Here is a 16,718-nt window from a genome sequence, read left to right as displayed (position 1 = left end):
GGTGTCCTTGCTGTCCCGGATCAGTCTCACGAACCGGAAGCTGGTGGCCCTGGTCACCGTGCTCCTGGTCGCGCTCGGCGTGTACGCCACGTCGTCGCTGAAACAGCAGCTGCTGCCCGATCTGTCGTTCCCGGCGGTGACCGTTGTCGCGTCCTACCCGGGCGCCGCTCCGGAGGTGGTCGAGCAGCAGGTCACGGTACCGATCGAGACCGCCGTCAAGGGTATCGACGGGGTGGAGAGCATGACCTCCACGTCGACGCAGGGCTCGGCCGTGGTGCTGCTGTCGTTCGCGTTCGGCACCGAGATCGGTGACGCGGCCGGCGACATCGAGCAGGCCGTCTCGAAGATCTCCCGGCAGCTGCCGGCCGGCGTCGACCCGCAGGTGATGACCGGCAGCACCGGCGACATGCCGACGATGGTCCTGGCCGCGACCGCCGACGGCGACCAGCGAGCGCTCGCCGCGACGCTGACAAGCGAGGTGGTGCCCGCGCTGCAGGCCGTCGACGGCGTCAACGAGGTGTCCGTCTCCGGCACCCAGGACCAGATCATCACGGTGACGCCGACGAAGAAGGAGCAGACCCAGGCGATCATCACCGCGCTGACCGGCCTCGGCGGCACCCAGTCGGCCGGCTCGATCACCACCGACGGCCGAGACCTGAGTCTCGCGGTCGGCGCCGCGGTCACCTCGGTCGAGCAGGTCCGCAACCTGTGGCTGCCGGGCCCGGTCCAGCTCAAGGACGTCGCCACGGTGAAGCTGGAGGATGCGCCGAGCACCTCGATCACGCGCACCGACGGCAGGCCCAGCCTCGGCGTGTCGATCACGATGGACCACGGCGGCAGCGCGGCGTCGATCTCCTCGGACGTCACCGATCAGCTCGGCGAGCTGCAGACCCAGCTCGGCGCCGGCGCGAAGCTGACCGTCGTGTCGGACAGCGGCCCGCAGGTCCGCGAGTCGGTGAACGGCCTGCTCGAAGAGGGCGCTCTCGGCCTGCTGATGGCCATCGTGGTGATCCTGGTGTTCCTGCGCTCGGCACGGTCCACCCTGGTCACGGCCGTGTCGATCCCGGTGTCGCTGCTGATCGCGCTGACCGCGCTCTGGACGCAGGATTACTCGCTCAACATCCTCACCCTGGGCGGCCTCACCATCGCGGTGGGCCGCGTCGTCGACGACTCCATCGTCGTGCTGGAGAACATCAAACGCCATCTCGGGTACGGCGAACCGCGCCGCCAGGCCATCCTGACCGCCGTGCGGGAGGTGTCGTCGGCGGTGACCTCGTCGACGCTGACCACGGTCGCGGTGTTCCTGCCGATCGCGTTCGTCAGCGGTTTCGTCGGCGAGCTGTTCGGACCGTTCTCGATCACCGTGACGGCGGCGATGCTGGCGTCGCTGATCGTGTCGCTGACGATCGTGCCGGTGCTGGCGTACTGGTTCCTGAAGGCCCCCGCGACCGGCGTCTCCCGTGCGGAGGCCGAGGCCGAGGAACGGCGGGGCTTCCTGCCGCGGGTGTACCTGCCGGTGATCGCCTGGTCGGTGCGGCGCCGCAAGACCGTGCTGGCCGGCGCGGTGCTGCTGCTGGTCGCCACGGTCGCGATGGCCGGCGCGCTGAAGACCAGCTTCCTCGGCGACTCCGCCGAGCAGAGCCTGAGCATCAGCCAGGAGTTGCCGCCCGGTACTGATCTCGCGACCACCGACGCGGCGGCACAGAAGGTGGAGAAGGTGCTGGCCACGACGGCCGGTGTCGAGTCCTATCAGGTGGTGATCGGCTCGTCCGGTGGCTTCCTGGGTGGTGGCGGTGGCGCGAACACCGTCTCCTACAGCGTCAACCTCGCCGAGGACGCTGACCCGGACGCGATCGAGAAGGCTCTCGAAAGTGCCGGGGACCTGACCTTCGGCTCCGGCGGCGGCAGCCTCGGCGGTACCGACATCGAGGTCTCGGTACGCGCCGCCGACGACACCGTCCTGACCACCGCCACCGAGCAGGTGGAGAAGGCCCTGACCGGCGTCTCCGCGGTCACCGGCGTCACCAGCGACCTGAGCGCCAGCGCCCCGCAGATCAGCATCGTGCCCAAGGGCGAGGCCGCGGCCCGGTACGGCGTCACCGACCAGACGATCGTGTCCACGCTGCGCACCGCCGTGCAGGGCGTCACCACCAGCCGGGTCGGCGCGAACGACGTCGTGGTGACGACGAGCGCCACGGCTCCGGACAGCCTCGCCGAGGTCAAGGAGCTGACCGTCACCACACCGACCGGCCCGGTACGCCTCGACAAGGTCGCCACGGTGACCCAGGTCGACGGCCCGGTCCAGCGGGTCCGCGCCGACGGCGACCGCACCACCACGGTCACCGCCACGCCGGCCGGGGACGACACGGGCGCGGCCGGCACCGCCGTGCAGGAGGCCCTGGACGCCCTCACCCTGCCGGCCGGCGCGTCGTACGAGACCGGCGGGGTGACCGCGCAGCAGGACGAGGCGTTCGGTCAGCTGTTCCTCGCCATCGCCGCCGCCATCGCGCTGGTGTTCCTGATCCTGGTCGCGGTGTTCCGCAGCATCCGGCAGACGCTGATCCTGCTGGTGTCGATCCCGTTCGCGTTCGTCGGCGCGATCACCCTGCTGCTGGTCACCGGCACCCCGATGGGCGTGGCCGCGCTGATCGGCATCCTGATGCTGATCGGCATCGTGGTCACCAACGCGATCGTGCTGATGGACCTGATCAACCAGTACCGGGAACGCGGCATGACGGTCACCGAAGCGGTCGTCGAGGGTGGCCTGCGCCGGCTGCGGCCGATCCTGATGACCGCCCTCGCCACGATCTTCGCGCTGATCCCGATGGCGCTCGGGATCACCGGCTCGGGCGGGTTCATCTCGCAGCCCCTGGCGGTCGTGGTGATCGGCGGACTGGTCAGTTCGACGATGCTCACGCTGGTGCTGATCCCGGTCCTCTACACGATGGTGGAAAGCCGTCGCGAGAAGCGTCCGCAGGCTCTCGACCAGCCAGAACGCGAGCTCGAACCGGTCGGCTGAGGCCGCCGGACGGCCCCGGTGACATCGACGGGCATCGCAATTGATCAACATCGATTGTGGATGTTCGGCCCATGTCGCCGGGGCCGTTCGACTGATCGGATGCAGTGGATCGGTAAACGCCGTCCACAGAGGAGGTACCGTGCGCACAGCATCCCGTGCGTCGGCGGCATCCACCACAGCGTTCGTCGCGGCCGCGCTCATTCTCGTTCCGGGGACCGGGAGCAGCGCCGCGCCCGCCGCTCCGGCCCGGGCCGAGCGGGCTCATGACGACCATGACCACGAGAGGACAACGGACAACCGGCGCGGCTCGCTCGCGCCGACCTCGGCACAGCGCAGGGGCGCCGCCGAGACGGGCGCCCTGACCCGCTGGAACACTCTCGGCACTCCCGCCGCGCTCACGGCGGTCGACCAGCCCCTGGCCTCCGGGCTCCCGGCCGAACCGGTGGCCGCCGCGAAGGCGTACGTCGCGTCGAACCTCGACGTGCTCGGCCTCACCGCGAGCGGCGCCGATGCTCTGGAAGTGCTCACCGAGCAGAAACTCGGCGAGGGTGCCGTCGTCATCCTCCGGCAGCGCTTCGGCGACCTGCCCGCGGGCCGCGACGGCCTGCTCTCGGTCGGCCTGCGCGCCGGCGAGGTGTGGAGTGTGAGCTCCTCCCTGGCCCGCGACGCGGCCGCGCCCGCGCCCGCCACCCTCAGCAAGGCCGACGCCGAGCGGATCGCCGCCACCGACGCCGGTCTCACCGCGCCCACGGTGCTCGGCACCGAACTGGTCGCGGTTCCCACCCCGCAGCAGGGTGCGCGCGCCGCCTACCAGGTGACGCTCGGACAGGACATGACCGGGGCGGACCCGGTCGCGTACACCACCTGGGTCGACGCCCGGGACGGCGCCGTGCTGGTCAGCGAGAGCATCGTCGACTCGGACAGCGACAACCCCGAGTGGGACGTCTTCCCGAACTCGCCGCCGGTCAGCAACTCGTCGGCGGACACCCGCAAGACCTGGTGCTTCCTGCCGTCGCGTCGCTGTGACGAATCGGTCGGCACGCCGGCGTCCCCGCAGGCATGGGACGTCGACCCGGCCACCGACCTGCCGACGTTCACGACCCGGGGCAACAACGCGATCGCGGTGCACAACTGGAACTCCAACGACCCGTTCACGGTCGGCACCGAGACCGCCACCCCGAGCCCCACCCGCGAGTACCAGTACCCCTGGACCAACCAGTGGTACGAGGAGCAGTGCGCGCCGACCACGTTCGAGTCGGCCGCCCGCAACGACATCGACGCGGCCCGGGCCAACCTGTTCGCCCAGCACAACCGGATGCACGACTGGTCGTACCACCTCGGGTTCACCGAGGAGACCTGGAACATGCAGGCCGAGAACGCCTCCGGCGCCGGGCTGGGCAACGACTACGAGCAGGGCAACGCGCAGGCCGGTGGCATCAGCGGCGGCCCGCCGGACTTCGCGGCCCGCAACAACGCCAACCAGATCACGCCGCCGGACGGCCAGGCGCCGATCACGAACATGTACCTGTGGCAGCCGATCGCCGGCGCGTTCTACGGCTCCTGCGTCGACGGCGACTACGACATGTCGGTGATCGCGCACGAGTACACGCACGCCATCACGAACCGCATGATCGCCGGGCCGGCCGCGGGCCTGAGCTCGCCGCAGGGCATGAGCGAGAGCTGGTCCGACCTGCTCGCGATCGAGTACCTGTACGAGCACGGCTACATACCGAAGGGCAGCAGCGCGTACACCGTCGGCGAGTACGTGACCGGTGACGGCGGGGCGGGCATCCGCAACTTCAACATGAGCCGCAGCCCGCTCAACTACAGCCACGTCGACTACGACTTCGTCGGCCTGCAGGTGCACGCCTCCGGCGAGGTCTGGAGCGTGTCCAACTTCGACGTCCGGGCCGCCTTCATGAAGCGGTACGGCACCGGCAGTGCGGCCCTGCAGAAGGCCTGCGCCAACGGCAAGGTCGCGGTCACCAAGTGCCCCGGCAACCGCCGCTGGATCCAGCTGGTGTTCGACTCCTTCCTGCTGCTGGCGAACAGTGCCAACAGCCAGGTCGACGCCCGTGACGCGCTGATCGCCGCCGACCGGATCCGGTTCGGTGGCAAGAATCAGGACATCATCTGGAACGCGTTCGCGAAGCGTGGACTCGGCGAGACGGCGCTCAGCAACGGCGCCGGCGACGTCGACCCGCGGCCGAGCTTCAGCTCGCCGTACGCGAACGAGTCGACGGTGACCTTCCGGCCGCTGGACGAGAAGGGTCAGGTCGTTCCCGGAGCGAAGCTGTTCGTCGGTGACTACCAGGCCCGCGCGGTCGCGGTCGCCGACACCGACCCGGCCACCACCCTGCCGGACACGGTCGACCTGGTCGCCGGGAAGTACACGTTCATCGCTCAGGCGCCCGGGCACGGCGCGGCGAAGGTCAAGGCCACCGAGTTCAAGGCCGGCCGCGACCGGACCCTGACCGTGAAACTGCCCACCAACCTGGCGTCCGGCACGAGCGGTGCCACGGCGACCGGCGACGGTGTGAACGTGGCCGCGCTGATCGACGACGACGAGGCGACGAACTGGGCCTCGCTGGCCAGCCCGATCGCCGGCAAGGGCGTCTCCGTCGACCTGGCCGGTGACCGGCAGCGGATCAAGCGGGTACAGGTCAGCGCGATGCTGCGCCCGGCCATCGCCGGCAATGCGGACCCGCTCGGCCAGAGCCGGTTCTCCGCGCTGCGGCAGTTCACGGTCCTCGCCTGCACGGCGTCGGCCACGAACGACTGCGTCGAGGTGACCGACTACCGCAGGGTGTACGTCAGCAAGCGGGACGCGTTCCCGTCCGGGCAGCCCCGGCCGCGGGCTCCGGAGCTGATCGTCCGGGACTTCGACATCCCGGACACGACCGCCACCCACCTGCGGGTCGAGGTCGTCACCAACCAGTGCACGGGCGCGCCGGCGTACGCCGGTGAGCAGGACGCCGACCCGCGGGCCAACACGGACTGCGCGACGGCCAGCCCGCAGGCGCAGAACGTGCGCATCGCCGAGTTCCAGGCGTACGCGCGATAGAAGTTCCTCCTGCCGGGGCGCACCACCCTTGCGCCCCGGCAGGATGGACCCATGAGTCGTGAAACAATCGCCGTCACCGGGTCGACCGGTCAGCTGGGTGGACGCATCGCCCTGAAACTGACCGCGCTGGGCGTACCCCTGAAGTTGCTCGTGCGAGACGCGGCGCGCGCGCCGCAACTGCCCGGCGCTGAGGCGGCGGTCGCGCCCTATGACGACGGGCCGGCCGTGCGCAAGGCCCTCGACGGGGTGCGGACGGCGCTGATGGTGTCGGCGTCGGAGGCGCCGGACCGGGTGGCGCAGCATCACACGTTCGTCGACGCGGCCGCCGAGGCCGGTGTCGAGCATCTGGTCTACATCTCGTTCGCGGGCGCGGCGCCGGACGCCACCTTCACCCTTGCCCGGGATCATTGGGCCACCGAGCAGCGCATTCGCGAGCGCGGGCTGAGCGCGACGTTCCTGCGCGACAATCTGTACGCCGACTTCCTGCCGCATCTGGCCGGCGCCGACGGGGTGATCCGCGGGCCGGCCGGTGACGGGCGGGTGGCCGCCGTGGCGCAGGACGACATCGCCGACGCGGCCGTGGCCGTGCTCGGTGACCCGGCCGCGCACGCCGGGAAGGCCTACGAGCTGACCGGGCCGGAAGCGCTCAGCCTCGCCGAGATCGCCGAGATCCTCGGAGCGCGGTACCACGACGAGACCGTCGAGGAGGCGTACGAGTCCCGCGCGGTCTACGACGCGCCGCGCTGGCAGCTCGACGCCTGGGTCTCCACGTACCTGGCCATCGCCGCCGGTGAACTGGCCACCGTGACCACGCACATCGCCGACCTGACCGGCCACCCGCCGATCGGTTTCCCGCAACTGCTGCGAAAGTGACCTGGCGCCGGCCGGAAAACCGGACGACCGGTGCTAGGCATAGACATGGAACCCGTGCCCGCACCCCGGCTGCACTTCACCCCGCGTGACAGCGAGGTCGGCGAGATCTACGGCGTGCTGCGCTCCGGCGGGCGGTACCAGGTGTTCTACGAGACGCAGCCCGGCGGTCTCGGGCAGGCCAGCTCCGACGACCTGGTGATCTGGTGGGAGCAGCCGTCGCCCGGCACGCTCGGTGACATCGGCTGTGGATCGGTCGTGGACGGGCCGGCGTTCTTCGTCACGCGTACCCCTGGGGTGATCGTGCGGGCGACGGCCGCGACCGGCTCGCCTGGCTGGACCACCGACCAGGTCCTCGCCGTTGATCCGGACCTGCGCGACCCTTACGTGTGGCACGACGGCGACGCGTGGCGGATGCTGCTCGCCGGCACCGACCGCATCGTGCAATATCGATCGACCGATCAGCTGACCTGGTCTTTCGTCTCCGATCTGGTCGCGTGGCAAGGCGCGCGCTGCCCGCGGCTTTTCCCGCTCGACGGCGCGTGGGTGCTGCTCGTCGACGGTTCCTACGCGGTCGGCGATTACGACGGCCGCGTCTTCACGCCCGCGAATCAGGGCGTTTTCGGTCGCGGCCGTCTCGGACCGGTGGCCACCTTCGCGGACACGGCGGGGCGGCGCTGCGCGCTCGCCCATCTCACGGGTCAGGCCAGTGCCTTCAGTCTCCCCTGGGTTCTTTCGGTACGCGGACAGAGGCTCGTCGCCACTCCGCACCCCCACCTCGACCCGTACCTGACCAGCGGCGCCGCCGGACTGACCGCCGCCGGGGGAGAGGTACGCGACAACGGCGAGCTGATCCTGCGGATGCCACCCGGCGGCGAGACCCTGGTGCTGGCCGACGCCGACATCGTCGAGGTGACGGTCGAGGGGGTGAGCGGGCTCGGCGTGGCCCGGCGCAGCGTGCCGGGGTTGTCCGGGCTGCGGATCGGCCGGCTGTGAGCTGATCCGTTTGTGAATGCCCCGGCCGGGAATTGTCGGGTCATGGAGCGATTCGTGCGGGCGCAAGAGGGTGTCTACGACCGTGCCCTCGCGGAGATCGTCGACGGGAAGAAGCGGAGCCACTGGATGTGGTTCATCTTCCCGCAGCTCGCCGGCCTCGGCTCCAGCCCGACCGCCCAGCAGTACGCGATCCGCGACCTCGCCGAGGCGCGTGAATTCATGGCGCATCCGCTGCTCGGCCCGCGCCTGGTGTCGTGCTCGTCGGCGCTGCTGGCCCACCCGGACAAGAGCGCCAACCAGATCTTCGGCTTCCCCGACGACCTGAAGCTGCGGTCGTCGATGACGCTGTTCTCCCGGTCGGCGGACCACCCGACCGTTTTCCATCAGGTGATAGATCTGTTCTACGAGGGACCTGACGAGCGTACGCTCGCGCTTCTTGACCGGCCTGGATAGTCTCCGGGCATGTACCGCGAACCCCACATGCGGGTTTCCGACGCCGACCGTGAGGCGATCGTGGCCCGGCTGAACCAGGCGACCGCCGAGGGCCGTCTGTCCATCGAGGAGTTCAGCGAGCGGGCCCGGCAGGCGTACGCGTGCCGGACCTGGGGCGAGCTCTCCGAGGTGGTGTGGGACCTGCCGGCACCGGTCGGCAGGTACCCGGTGGTGCCGGTCGCGCCGCCGCGGCCGCCGCCTCCCGCCCCGCCGGTCGGTGGTCTGCCGCTGGTCTCGTTGATACTCGGCATCCTGTCGCTGCCGGCGACGATGTGTGTACCGGTCGGCCCGGTCTTCTCGATCACGGCGATCATCACCGGTGTTCTCGGGTTGCGACCGCCGCCGCGGGGTGCCGCCTACGGCCGGGGGATGGCCGTCACGGGGATCGCGCTCGGCATCCTGGGGCTGATCGCGCAGATAGCGTTCGTGTTCTTCTTCGCGGTGTCATCCACGGGTGACGATTTCTAGCGTTTCCTCGATAGGTGTCGTGCCGGTGATCGTCCGGTCGCCGCGGGGCTGGAGCTTGTTGTCGGCGTCGGCCGCGTAGAGGGCGACCAGTTCGGTGGCGAGCTGGGGCGGGACGCCGCCGGTGGTGAGGGTGTCGTGCCAGGCCTCGCGGGGGATGGTGATCGTTTTCAGCGGCTTGCCGAGGGTCGTGGCGAGGGCTTCGGCGACCTGGCGTTCGGTGTAGGCGGGGGCGTCGAGGACGACAATTTCGGATTTGTCCGCTTTTTCGGTTTGCTTCGTCAGCTCCTGTGCGATCGCCTCGCCGATGTCGCGGGTCGCGATCATCGGGATCGGTGTGTCGGCTTCGTCGGCGAAGACCGGGTAGATGCCGGCGCCTCGTGCCGCGTCCAGGACCGTCTCGACCTTCTCCTGGAAGTGCGGTGAACGGATCGCGGTGAGCCGGGTGCCGGTCGCGCGCAGCCGGTTCTCCAGGTCGTGCAGCCAGCGGATCGGGCCGGTGCCCTCGGCGAGATCCGCGCCCCAGGACGACAGCATGACGACGTGCGGGATGCCGCTCGCCTCCACCGCGGCGGCCATCGAGGCGATCAGCTCCTGATGTGCCGCGTCGGTGAACGGCGGCACGGTGGGCAGCAGCAGGAACGCGCCCGCACAGCCGTCGAGGGCCTTGGTGAGGGCGGCGGTGTCAGCGAGGTCGGCTTGTGTCCCGCCGGGCTGTGGCCGGCGGGAGATGCCGCGGACCAGGTGGTTCGCGGCTTTCAACGCGCGGGCGGTCGCGCCGCCGACGTGTCCGGTGACGCCGGTGATGGCGTAGGTGTCAGTCATGTCTCCAGTGAAATCGCCGTTGGTGAGACGATCCATGTTCGTACGCCTCAATCGCATGTTTGAGCGTCTACGCTGCGATGCCATGGACCCGCTCGGAGACCTCCTGGACGGGGTACGCGCCCGGACCGCCGCGTTCTGCCGCTCGGTGCTCGACCCGCCCTGGTCGCTGCGGATCTGCGACGAGGCGCCGCTCGGCCTGGCCACCCCGGTGCGCGGGCACGCCTGGATCGTGCCGGACGAGGGCGAGCCCACCCTGATCGAGACGGGCGACGTGGCGATCGTGCAGGGGCCGGCGCCGTACACGGTCGCCGATGCGGTGGCGACCACGCCGACCGTTTTCGTTCACCCCGGCAACCGGCTGATCACGGCCGATGGTGAGGACATCACCGCCGCCACCCGGCTCGGGCCCGGCACCAGCACGCTCGGACTCGGCTCCGGATCGGCCACGGTGATCGCCAGCGGGTCCTATCAGGTCTCCAGCTTCGTCTCCGGTCGTCTGCTCGCGACCCTGCCGCCGGTCGTCCACGTGCCGCGCGACCAGGTCCCATCCCCGATCATGGACCTTCTGTACGCCGAGATGGACCGCGACGAGCCCGGCCAGCAGGTCGTCCTCGACCGGTTGCTCGACCTCGCCCTGATCGCGGCGCTGCGCGGCTGGTTCGCCCGGCCCGCCGCCGACCCACCCGGCTGGTACCGCGCCCACGGCGACCCCTGCGTCGGCCACGCGCTGCGGGCCATCCACGAGGAGCCGTCCCGGCAGTGGACGGTCGCCGGCCTCGCCGCCGCCACCGGTGTGTCCCGGGCCGCGTTCGCCCGCCGGTTCACCACGCTGGTCGGCCAGCCGCCGATGACGTACCTGACCCACTGGCGCCTCGACCTCGCCGCCGCGTCGCTGCGCGACACCGAGGCGACCGTCAGCTCGATCGCCCGCCAGGTCGGTTACGCCAACGCGTTCGCGCTCACTGTCGCCTTCAAACGGGTACGCGGAACGACCCCGCAGCGGTTCCGCGCGGGCCTCGCCGCGTAGGCGTCGTCCACGCGCCGCGCCGGCGTTGGGTGCTGGCGTTGTGTGCTGGTGTCCATCCTGTCCGTGTTCATTCATGAATCCTTCCTATCGCGACACGCAAGAGTGATGGGCATCACTGGGGTGGTATTCGCCCAGCAGGACCGCATTCCTGTGGATCACCGGGGCTTCGGGGTGCTTTTCCGGACATGGACATGCGCCAAGATACGGCGCTGCGGCCGCAGAACGCGCGCCGGACAAGCGACAGGGGAGCGACAAGGGTGAACGGGTTCGAGCCCACCGCCAGCAAGCCCGGGCCGCCGGACGATGCCGCCTCCGCGCAGGAGCGTGGTGCGGCAGGAGAGCGGCGGCCGTCCCGCGCGGAGAACCTGCGCCTGACGCGCATGCCGCAGCGCCCGGCGCCGCGAACCAGCGCCGCTCCTACGCCCGGGGTTTCCGGCTTATCCGGGGCTTCTGGTCTGGGCGGAGCTTCGGGTCTGGCCGGTGGTCCGGGCGGGGCCGGCGCCTCCAGCCCGCCCGGCGATTTTTCCGGCAAATCTGGAAAATCGGTAGATGAGGGCGTCGCCGGTGGGGCTCGGAAGCGGTGGGGGCGGTGGGTGGTGTTCGCCGTCGTGGTGGTGCTGCTGGCCGGGGCTGGGGTCGGCTGGGCGTACCGAAGGGGTCTGGAGAAAGAGGGCAGCGGGCCCGCGCCCCTGCGGGTGGCCGAGCCGGTCGCGAGCGAGGTGGGGTTTCCTGCGGTGACTGGGGGTAGCGTCGAGGTGGCCGCACCGGTCACTGAGGGTGTTGCTGCTTCGGTGAGCGTCGTGCCGAGCGTGGCCGCCAGTGCGTCGCCGAGGGTGGCGGCGAGCGCTTCCGCGAGTGTGGCCGCGGCATCCGCTGCGACCAGCCCGGCTGTCGTCGGGAAAGCCAATCCGAAGGGCGTCAATCTCGCGCTCGCCGGAGCCGCCACCGCGTCGGCGGTCGAGGGGGATCCGTGGCTGCCGGCGAACGCGATCGACGGGGACGCGACGAGTCGCTGGTCGAGTGGCTTCTCCGACCCGCAGTGGATCATCGTCGACCTGAAGGAGCAGTGGCAGCTGTCTCAGGTGACGCTCGAATGGGAGCACGCCTACGGTGTCAGCTACCGGATCGAGACCTCGATCGACGGCAAGAAGTGGACGGCGATCTACAGTACGAAAGCCGGCAAGGGCGGCTCCGTGACCGTCGACGCGTCGGCGGCCGTCGCTCGGTATGTGCGGATGTACGGCACCGAGCGCAACAGCATCTACGGTTACTCTCTGTTGGAGCTGGAGGTTCGCTGAGCAAGAAGTTCTTGCTCTCCGTGACATCGGCATCGCAGTGGGTCTATTCGGACGATATAGGTCACAAACCCCCAGCCGGAGGCGGGGCGGCGCGGGGCGGATCGGTAACCTGCCGGACATGCGCGCAACCACCGCAGCGATCGCCACAAGCGTCCTGCTGACCTTTGCTCTGACCGGCTGTGCCGGCAACGACGGCACCACTACCGCACCGGGAGCCGCCACCGCGGCGTCGGCAGCGGACCTGTCCGGCCTCGACGAGAGCACCGCGACCGCCTGCACGCTGGCGGAGAACGCGGTCCTCGGCAAAGCCGGCCACGACCTGGACCTGGAGTCCGCGAACCAGATCATCACGGCCGGGAAGACGGCGAAGAGCACGATGATCTCGACTCAGGCGAACGTTCTGGAGGTCAGCGTCCGCAAGGCCGAGGCCTCCGTCGGCGACGCGGACGAGCAGATCCTGGTCGCCGCGGTGAGCAGTGGCATCCTGAAGTTCCGTACGGTCTGCCAGGATGTCGAGGCTCTGAAGGCCAGCATCCCGAAGGCGACCACGGGTGGGTCGGGCGCGAGCTCGGACCCGGACGAGCCGGTCGACCGTAGCGTCAGCTGAGGTTTTCCCGGGTACGGCGGTGACCTTCTAGAGTTGCCGCCGTGAAACCCTTCGTGTTCCGGCATGGCACCGGAAAATGGCCGGAGGGGGAGACCCTCCTGCACGTTTATGCCATTCCCGACCTCGCCCGGGACCGGGAGCTCGGTGAACTCGTGGCCGGCTGCCGGACCGCGCTGGCGGAGTATCCGCTGACGTTCGTCGAGGATCGCTGGCTGCACATCACGATCTCGCAGATCACTGACGCTTTCGGTACGGGGTATTCGGCGTCGTCCCGGGCCGAGCTGGCTTCGGCACTTTCTGCTGATTTGGCGGGATTCGGGACTTTTGAGCTGACGATCGGTAGTTGTCTCGCGCAGTCGTCGGTCGTGATGTTCGACGTGCATCCCGACGAGCGGATCGGGGCGCTGGGGTCAGCGGTGCACGCGACGATCGGGCGGGTGCGGGGTGAGGCGGCACTGGGTTACAACGCCGGGGTGCCGCACATGTCGCTGGCGTATGCGAATGGTGTGGCGGACAACGCCGACATCCAGCGCGATCTGCGGCGGGTGCGGCCCGGTCACGCGGTGATGCGGATCAGCTCGGTGTTTCTGGTGGAGGTGACGGTATCCGCCGCGGCGAAGACGGTGACGTGGAGCCCGATAGCCGAGATCCCCCTCGACTGAGCCCGCGGGGGTGATCCTGGCGGGGTCGGCCCAGATGGTGACCGCGGGCCGCTGTTTCGGCGGTGCGCGGGTGACCGTTTTCGGATGGCCGCGCATGATCGACTCCAGCTGAGCGGCATTGTCCCGAGTCGGCTGTACGTGGCGGTCGCCATGCCGTACAGCCGGCAGCCGTGAGCGACAGCCGGCCGGAGCCGGCGGCCTCCTCCGCGCGACCATGAGCGCGAGCCGGCCTGGTTCGGCTTGTGCTTGTGGTCGTTAACGCGGCTTTTGCGCGACCACGAGCGCTGGCCGGGCGGGTTTGGCTTGTGCTTGTGGTTGTTGGGTTGGCTTGTGGGCGACCGTGGGCGCTAGCCGGCCTTCGCTGGGTGCGGCGGCGGCTGTGGTTGTTGCACGGGTGGGCGGGTTTGCCAGGTTGTGGTGGTGGCTGTGGTGAAGCCCAGGGATTCGTAGAGAGGGCGGCCTGCCTCGGTGGCGACCAGGGTGAACGGGCGGTCGGGGCGGGCGGCTATCGCTGTGCTGAGGATTGCCCGGGCGGCACCTCGGGAGCGGTGCTCGGGCATTGTCGCGAGCCAATAGACGCCGGTGGTGGTGCCGTCGTCGAATGTGTAGGCGGCTGCTGCTGGTGAACTGTCGATGCGGGCCAGCCAGAACTGCCAGCCCGGGTTCCGCAGCAGGCTCGGTGGAAGCGCCTGCCCCGGTGACCACGGCTGGTATGCCGGGAACGGGAATCCGTCGACCATCACTTGTTCGGCCACGGCCAGTTCTTCGGGATCGGTGGCTTCGGTTACGCGTACCCCAGAAGGGGTGAGGGTGGGCGGGTGCTGAGGGTCACGGATCATGATGGGCATGCGGAGGGTTCCGCCGGGGAGGATGCCGAAGGCGTCCTCGATCAGCAGCGGGCGGTTCGGGGCCAGGGCCAGGACTTTCTCGGGGCTGGCGGTCGCGTCGAGCAGGATCGCGCGGGCTCCGGCGGGGTGTTCGGTCAGGAAGTAGCCGTCACCGCGTGTCGCGCCGGGGTGCCGTGAGGCCCACATCGACGCGGCGTTCTCCAGGTGGAGTTCGATCATGGACGGATCGTAGCCGTGTGTGAAACGGAAACCCTTGCGCAACATGAACACGCGAACTGGGCGATTGTTCTTGTTTGTTCAGACACAAGAAATTCACGTGCGTCGACGTCTTGTGACGTTTGGCTTCCGTAATTCTATGCGTGTCCAGCACGGACATCATGTCGATGGGAGCCAATATGCGCCTGTCCCTCCGTCCCCTCATCCCCGCTGTCCTGACCGGTGTTCTGGTCAGTCTTTTCCTCGGCGCCCCGGCCGAGGCGGCGCCGACCGGAATCCCCACCAAGGCGACCGCGCAGACCTACCTCAACGCGCTGACCGTGGGCGCCGAGGCGAACGCCAGCACGTATGACCGTGATCTGTTCCCGCACTGGATCACGATCAGTGGCACCTGTAACACCCGCGAGACCGTGCTCAAGCGGGACGGCAGCAACGTGGTGACGAGTTCGGCGTGTGCGGCGACGTCCGGTTCGTGGTTCTCGCCGTATGACGGTGCGACCTGGACGGCGGCTTCGGACGTGGACATCGACCACGTGGTGCCGCTCGCCGAGGCGTGGCGGTCCGGTGCCAGCGCGTGGACCACCGCCAAGCGGCAGCTCTTCGCGAACGACCTGACGCGTCCGCAGCTGATCGCGGTGACCGACAACGTCAACCAGTCGAAGAGTGACCAGGACCCGTCGACCTGGCAGCCTTCGGTCACGTCGTACCGGTGCACGTACGCCCGGATGTGGATCGCGGTGAAGTACTACTGGGCGCTGAAGCTTCAGTCGACGGAGAAGACGGCGCTTCAGACGATGTTGAACACCTGCAGCTGACCTGGTAAATGCTGATAAAGGCGATAAGTCTGGCGCGCCAGCGCCGGACTTATCGCCTTTGGGGTTGTGGGTTGTCGGGGTGGGCTGGCGAGGGTCTTCGTCTGCCGGGGCGCCTGCTTGGGCTTCGTCCCGCCTGCTTGCGGCTTCGTCCCGGGAGACTGCGGCTTTCTCCGGGGTGACTGCGCCTTCCTCCGGGGTGATTGCCGGGGCTATTGTCCGAGCTCCTGCCCGGGTGGTGTCGCTGGGGGGCCCGGCGTTTCACGCGATTTCGCGGACGGTGCCGGTCGTGCGCTCGTAGACGAACGCCCGCAACGGCTGCGCCGAGACCGGCGCGATGCTGGTCGCCGCGAAAGCGGTGGTCGTAGTGGACCCGGTGCCGGCGAGACCGCCGGCGAGAGCGCCGGTCCCGGTCACCGCGGGCGCAACGGCCGCGCCGTGGTCGGCCAGGCGGACGGCCGCCGTGGAGCCGGCGGTGCCGAGTACGAACGCCGCTGCCATCGCCGCGCCGCGCAGGCGCCAGCTGATCGGCGTCACGGCGACGGTGGAGGACTGGGTCTGCGGGAGGCGGATCGCGATGTCGGTCATGAGAACTACTGTCGGTCCTGCTCTTGGCCCTGACCCATGAGTGATCTGTGCGATTCCTGTGCGTGCCGGCCCGGAGAACGCCGGGCCGGCGAAGGCCGTCACTTCTTCTTCTGGTTGATCCGGATCATGTTGCCGGCCGGGTCGCGGAAGGCGCAGTCCCGCACCCCGTACGGCTGGTCGATCGGCTCCTGCAGCACCTCGCCGCCGGCCGAGCGCACCCTCTCGAACGCGCCGTCCACGTCGTCCGTGGTGAAGATGACGCCCCGCAGCAGACCCTTGGCGAGCAGCTCGGCCAGGGTGTCGCGGTCGGCGGGTGAGGCGTTCGGGTCGGCCAGCGGCGGCTCCAGGACGATCTCCACGTCCTGGCCGGGCGCGCCGAGCGTGATCCAGCGCATGCCCTCGAACCCGACGTCGTTGCGGACCTCCAGGCCCAGCGCGTCGCGGTAGAAGGAGAGCGCCTTGTCGTGGTCGTCGACGGCGATGAACGTCTGCGCGATGGTGATTGTCATGCGGTCCACGCTACGGACGAGGCACGCGGCCGGCTTCTCCGTTCCTGACGGGTCTCGTGTAAATCTTGGCGTAGCAGGCCGGGATCGCCGCGCCGGCCTCGTGACCACGGGCCCGATAGGCGCTGGGGCTCTCCCCGACGAGCTCGGTGAACCGGGTGCTGAACGAGCCGAGCGACGTACAGCCGACGGCGAAGCACACCTCGGTCACCGACAGGTCGCCACGCCGCAGCAGCGCCTTGGCCCGCTCGATGCGGCGGGTCATCAGGTAGCTGTACGGCGTCTCGCCGAACGCGGCCCGGAAACTGCGGGAGAAATGACCGGCCGACATCAGGGCCTCGCGCGCGAGCGCCGGGACGTCCAGCGGCTCGGCGTAGTCACGGTCCATCCGGTCCCGGACCCGCCTCAGCCGGACCAGGTCGT

At 69.7% G+C, this 16,718-nt stretch carries 16 protein-coding genes; 11 read left to right on the top strand and 5 right to left on the bottom strand.

What is annotated here, in order from left to right:
* Position 1: 1 nt before the first annotated feature.
* The 6 genes from B0I29_RS24020 (at position 2) to B0I29_RS23995 (ending at position 8,909) form a co-directional block, all read left to right on the top strand.
* Positions 2-3,019, top strand: a complete 3,018-nt coding sequence (locus tag B0I29_RS24020; protein WP_111651290.1) for an efflux RND transporter permease subunit — start codon at positions 2-4, stop codon at positions 3,017-3,019.
* A 139-nt stretch (positions 3,020-3,158) separates the two neighbouring features.
* Positions 3,159-6,083: a M36 family metallopeptidase gene (locus B0I29_RS24015; RefSeq protein WP_111651289.1), complete on the top strand. Its 2,925-nt coding sequence runs from the start codon at positions 3,159-3,161 to the stop codon at positions 6,081-6,083.
* Between the two features lie 51 nt (positions 6,084-6,134).
* Positions 6,135-6,956 (top strand): SDR family oxidoreductase, encoded by an 822-nt coding sequence (locus B0I29_RS24010; RefSeq protein WP_111651288.1) that lies wholly within the window; start codon positions 6,135-6,137, stop codon positions 6,954-6,956.
* A gap of 45 nt (positions 6,957-7,001) precedes the next feature.
* Positions 7,002-7,949: a glycoside hydrolase family 32 protein gene (locus tag B0I29_RS24005; protein WP_111651287.1), complete on the top strand. Its 948-nt coding sequence runs from the start codon at positions 7,002-7,004 to the stop codon at positions 7,947-7,949.
* Positions 7,950-7,991: 42 nt separating this feature from the next.
* The gene (locus B0I29_RS24000) at positions 7,992-8,402 is read left to right on the top strand and encodes a DUF1810 domain-containing protein (protein ID WP_111651286.1); all 411 of its coding nucleotides are present in this window, start codon (positions 7,992-7,994) and stop codon (positions 8,400-8,402) included.
* 9 nt (positions 8,403-8,411) lie between these two features.
* On the top strand, positions 8,412-8,909 hold the full coding sequence (locus B0I29_RS23995; RefSeq protein WP_111651285.1) for a DUF1707 and DUF4190 domain-containing protein: 498 nt from the start codon (positions 8,412-8,414) through the stop codon (positions 8,907-8,909).
* On the opposite strand, the gene B0I29_RS23990 is transcribed toward B0I29_RS23995, so the two are convergent.
* A complete protein-coding gene (locus B0I29_RS23990) occupies positions 8,886-9,731 on the bottom strand; it encodes an NmrA family NAD(P)-binding protein (RefSeq protein WP_111651284.1) in 846 nt (281 codons plus the stop codon). The two genes, B0I29_RS23995 and B0I29_RS23990, sit on opposite strands and share 24 nt — an antisense overlap.
* Before the next feature lie 82 nt (positions 9,732-9,813).
* Here B0I29_RS23990 and B0I29_RS23985 point away from each other — a divergent pair, with 82 nt between their 5' ends.
* The 4 genes from B0I29_RS23985 (at position 9,814) to B0I29_RS23970 (ending at position 13,325) form a co-directional block, all read left to right on the top strand.
* The gene (locus B0I29_RS23985; protein WP_111651283.1) at positions 9,814-10,758 is read left to right on the top strand and encodes an AraC family transcriptional regulator; all 945 of its coding nucleotides are present in this window, start codon (positions 9,814-9,816) and stop codon (positions 10,756-10,758) included.
* Between the two features lie 257 nt (positions 10,759-11,015).
* Positions 11,016-12,056 carry a discoidin domain-containing protein gene (locus tag B0I29_RS23980; RefSeq protein WP_181557954.1) on the top strand — a complete coding sequence of 347 codons (1,041 nt, stop codon included), beginning with the start codon at positions 11,016-11,018 and terminating at the stop codon, positions 12,054-12,056.
* 118 nt (positions 12,057-12,174) lie between these two features.
* Positions 12,175-12,663, top strand: a complete 489-nt coding sequence (locus tag B0I29_RS23975; protein ID WP_111651281.1) for a hypothetical protein — start codon at positions 12,175-12,177, stop codon at positions 12,661-12,663.
* A 41-nt stretch (positions 12,664-12,704) separates the two neighbouring features.
* On the top strand, positions 12,705-13,325 hold the full coding sequence (locus B0I29_RS23970) for a 2'-5' RNA ligase family protein (RefSeq protein WP_111651280.1): 621 nt from the start codon (positions 12,705-12,707) through the stop codon (positions 13,323-13,325).
* Positions 13,326-13,672: 347 nt separating this feature from the next.
* Here the strand turns inward: B0I29_RS23970 and B0I29_RS23965 are convergent, their stop codons facing one another.
* Positions 13,673-14,392, bottom strand: coding sequence for a GNAT family N-acetyltransferase (locus tag B0I29_RS23965; protein WP_181557953.1), 720 nt, complete (start codon positions 14,390-14,392; stop codon positions 13,673-13,675).
* Between the two features lie 176 nt (positions 14,393-14,568).
* On the opposite strand from B0I29_RS23965, the gene B0I29_RS23960 reads away from it, so the two are divergent.
* Positions 14,569-15,204, top strand: coding sequence for an HNH endonuclease family protein (locus B0I29_RS23960; protein ID WP_181557952.1), 636 nt, complete (start codon positions 14,569-14,571; stop codon positions 15,202-15,204).
* Positions 15,205-15,462: 258 nt separating this feature from the next.
* Here the strand turns inward: B0I29_RS23960 and B0I29_RS23955 are convergent, their stop codons facing one another.
* The 3 genes from B0I29_RS23955 to B0I29_RS23945 all read right to left on the bottom strand — a co-directional run bounded on the left by B0I29_RS23955 (position 15,463) and on the right by B0I29_RS23945 (position 16,683).
* Positions 15,463-15,789, bottom strand: a complete 327-nt coding sequence (locus tag B0I29_RS23955) for a hypothetical protein (protein ID WP_111651278.1) — start codon at positions 15,787-15,789, stop codon at positions 15,463-15,465.
* 98 nt (positions 15,790-15,887) lie between these two features.
* Complete coding sequence (locus B0I29_RS23950) at positions 15,888-16,298, bottom strand: VOC family protein (RefSeq protein WP_111651345.1); 411 nt, start codon at positions 16,296-16,298, stop codon at positions 15,888-15,890.
* Positions 16,299-16,308: 10 nt separating this feature from the next.
* Positions 16,309-16,683: a helix-turn-helix transcriptional regulator gene (locus tag B0I29_RS23945; protein WP_245972715.1), complete on the bottom strand. Its 375-nt coding sequence runs from the start codon at positions 16,681-16,683 to the stop codon at positions 16,309-16,311.
* Between the last annotated feature and the right edge of the window lie 35 nt (positions 16,684-16,718).

It is taken from the genome of Actinoplanes lutulentus (genome assembly GCF_003259845.1).
In the GTDB taxonomy this organism is placed as follows: Bacteria; Actinomycetota; Actinomycetes; order Mycobacteriales; family Micromonosporaceae; genus Actinoplanes; species Actinoplanes lutulentus.
Note: the sequence above shows the minus strand (reverse complement) of the source record. Positions and strands in the feature narration are given on the sequence as shown.

Bases quoted from the DNA above. Each gene is read 5' to 3' on its own strand.
- B0I29_RS24010 (WP_111651288.1), top strand. From the start codon at position 6,135: ATGAGTCGTGAAACAATCGCCGTCACCGGGTCGACCGGTCAGCTGGGT.
- B0I29_RS24005 (WP_111651287.1), top strand. From the start codon at position 7,002: ATGGAACCCGTGCCCGCACCCCGGCTGCACTTCACCCCGCGTGACAGC.
- B0I29_RS24000 (WP_111651286.1), top strand. From the start codon at position 7,992: ATGGAGCGATTCGTGCGGGCGCAAGAGGGTGTCTACGACCGTGCCCTC.
- B0I29_RS23995 (WP_111651285.1), top strand. From the start codon at position 8,412: ATGTACCGCGAACCCCACATGCGGGTTTCCGACGCCGACCGTGAGGCG.
- B0I29_RS23990 (WP_111651284.1), bottom strand. From the start codon at position 9,731: ATGACTGACACCTACGCCATCACCGGCGTCACCGGACACGTCGGCGGC.
- B0I29_RS23985 (WP_111651283.1), top strand. From the start codon at position 9,814: ATGGACCCGCTCGGAGACCTCCTGGACGGGGTACGCGCCCGGACCGCC.
- B0I29_RS23975 (WP_111651281.1), top strand. From the start codon at position 12,175: ATGCGCGCAACCACCGCAGCGATCGCCACAAGCGTCCTGCTGACCTTT.
- B0I29_RS23965 (WP_181557953.1), bottom strand. From the start codon at position 14,392: ATGATCGAACTCCACCTGGAGAACGCCGCGTCGATGTGGGCCTCACGG.
- B0I29_RS23960 (WP_181557952.1), top strand. From the start codon at position 14,569: ATGCGCCTGTCCCTCCGTCCCCTCATCCCCGCTGTCCTGACCGGTGTT.
- B0I29_RS23955 (WP_111651278.1), bottom strand. From the start codon at position 15,789: ATGACCGACATCGCGATCCGCCTCCCGCAGACCCAGTCCTCCACCGTC.
- B0I29_RS23950 (WP_111651345.1), bottom strand. From the start codon at position 16,298: ATGACAATCACCATCGCGCAGACGTTCATCGCCGTCGACGACCACGAC.
- B0I29_RS23945 (WP_245972715.1), bottom strand. From the start codon at position 16,683: ATGGACCGTGACTACGCCGAGCCGCTGGACGTCCCGGCGCTCGCGCGC.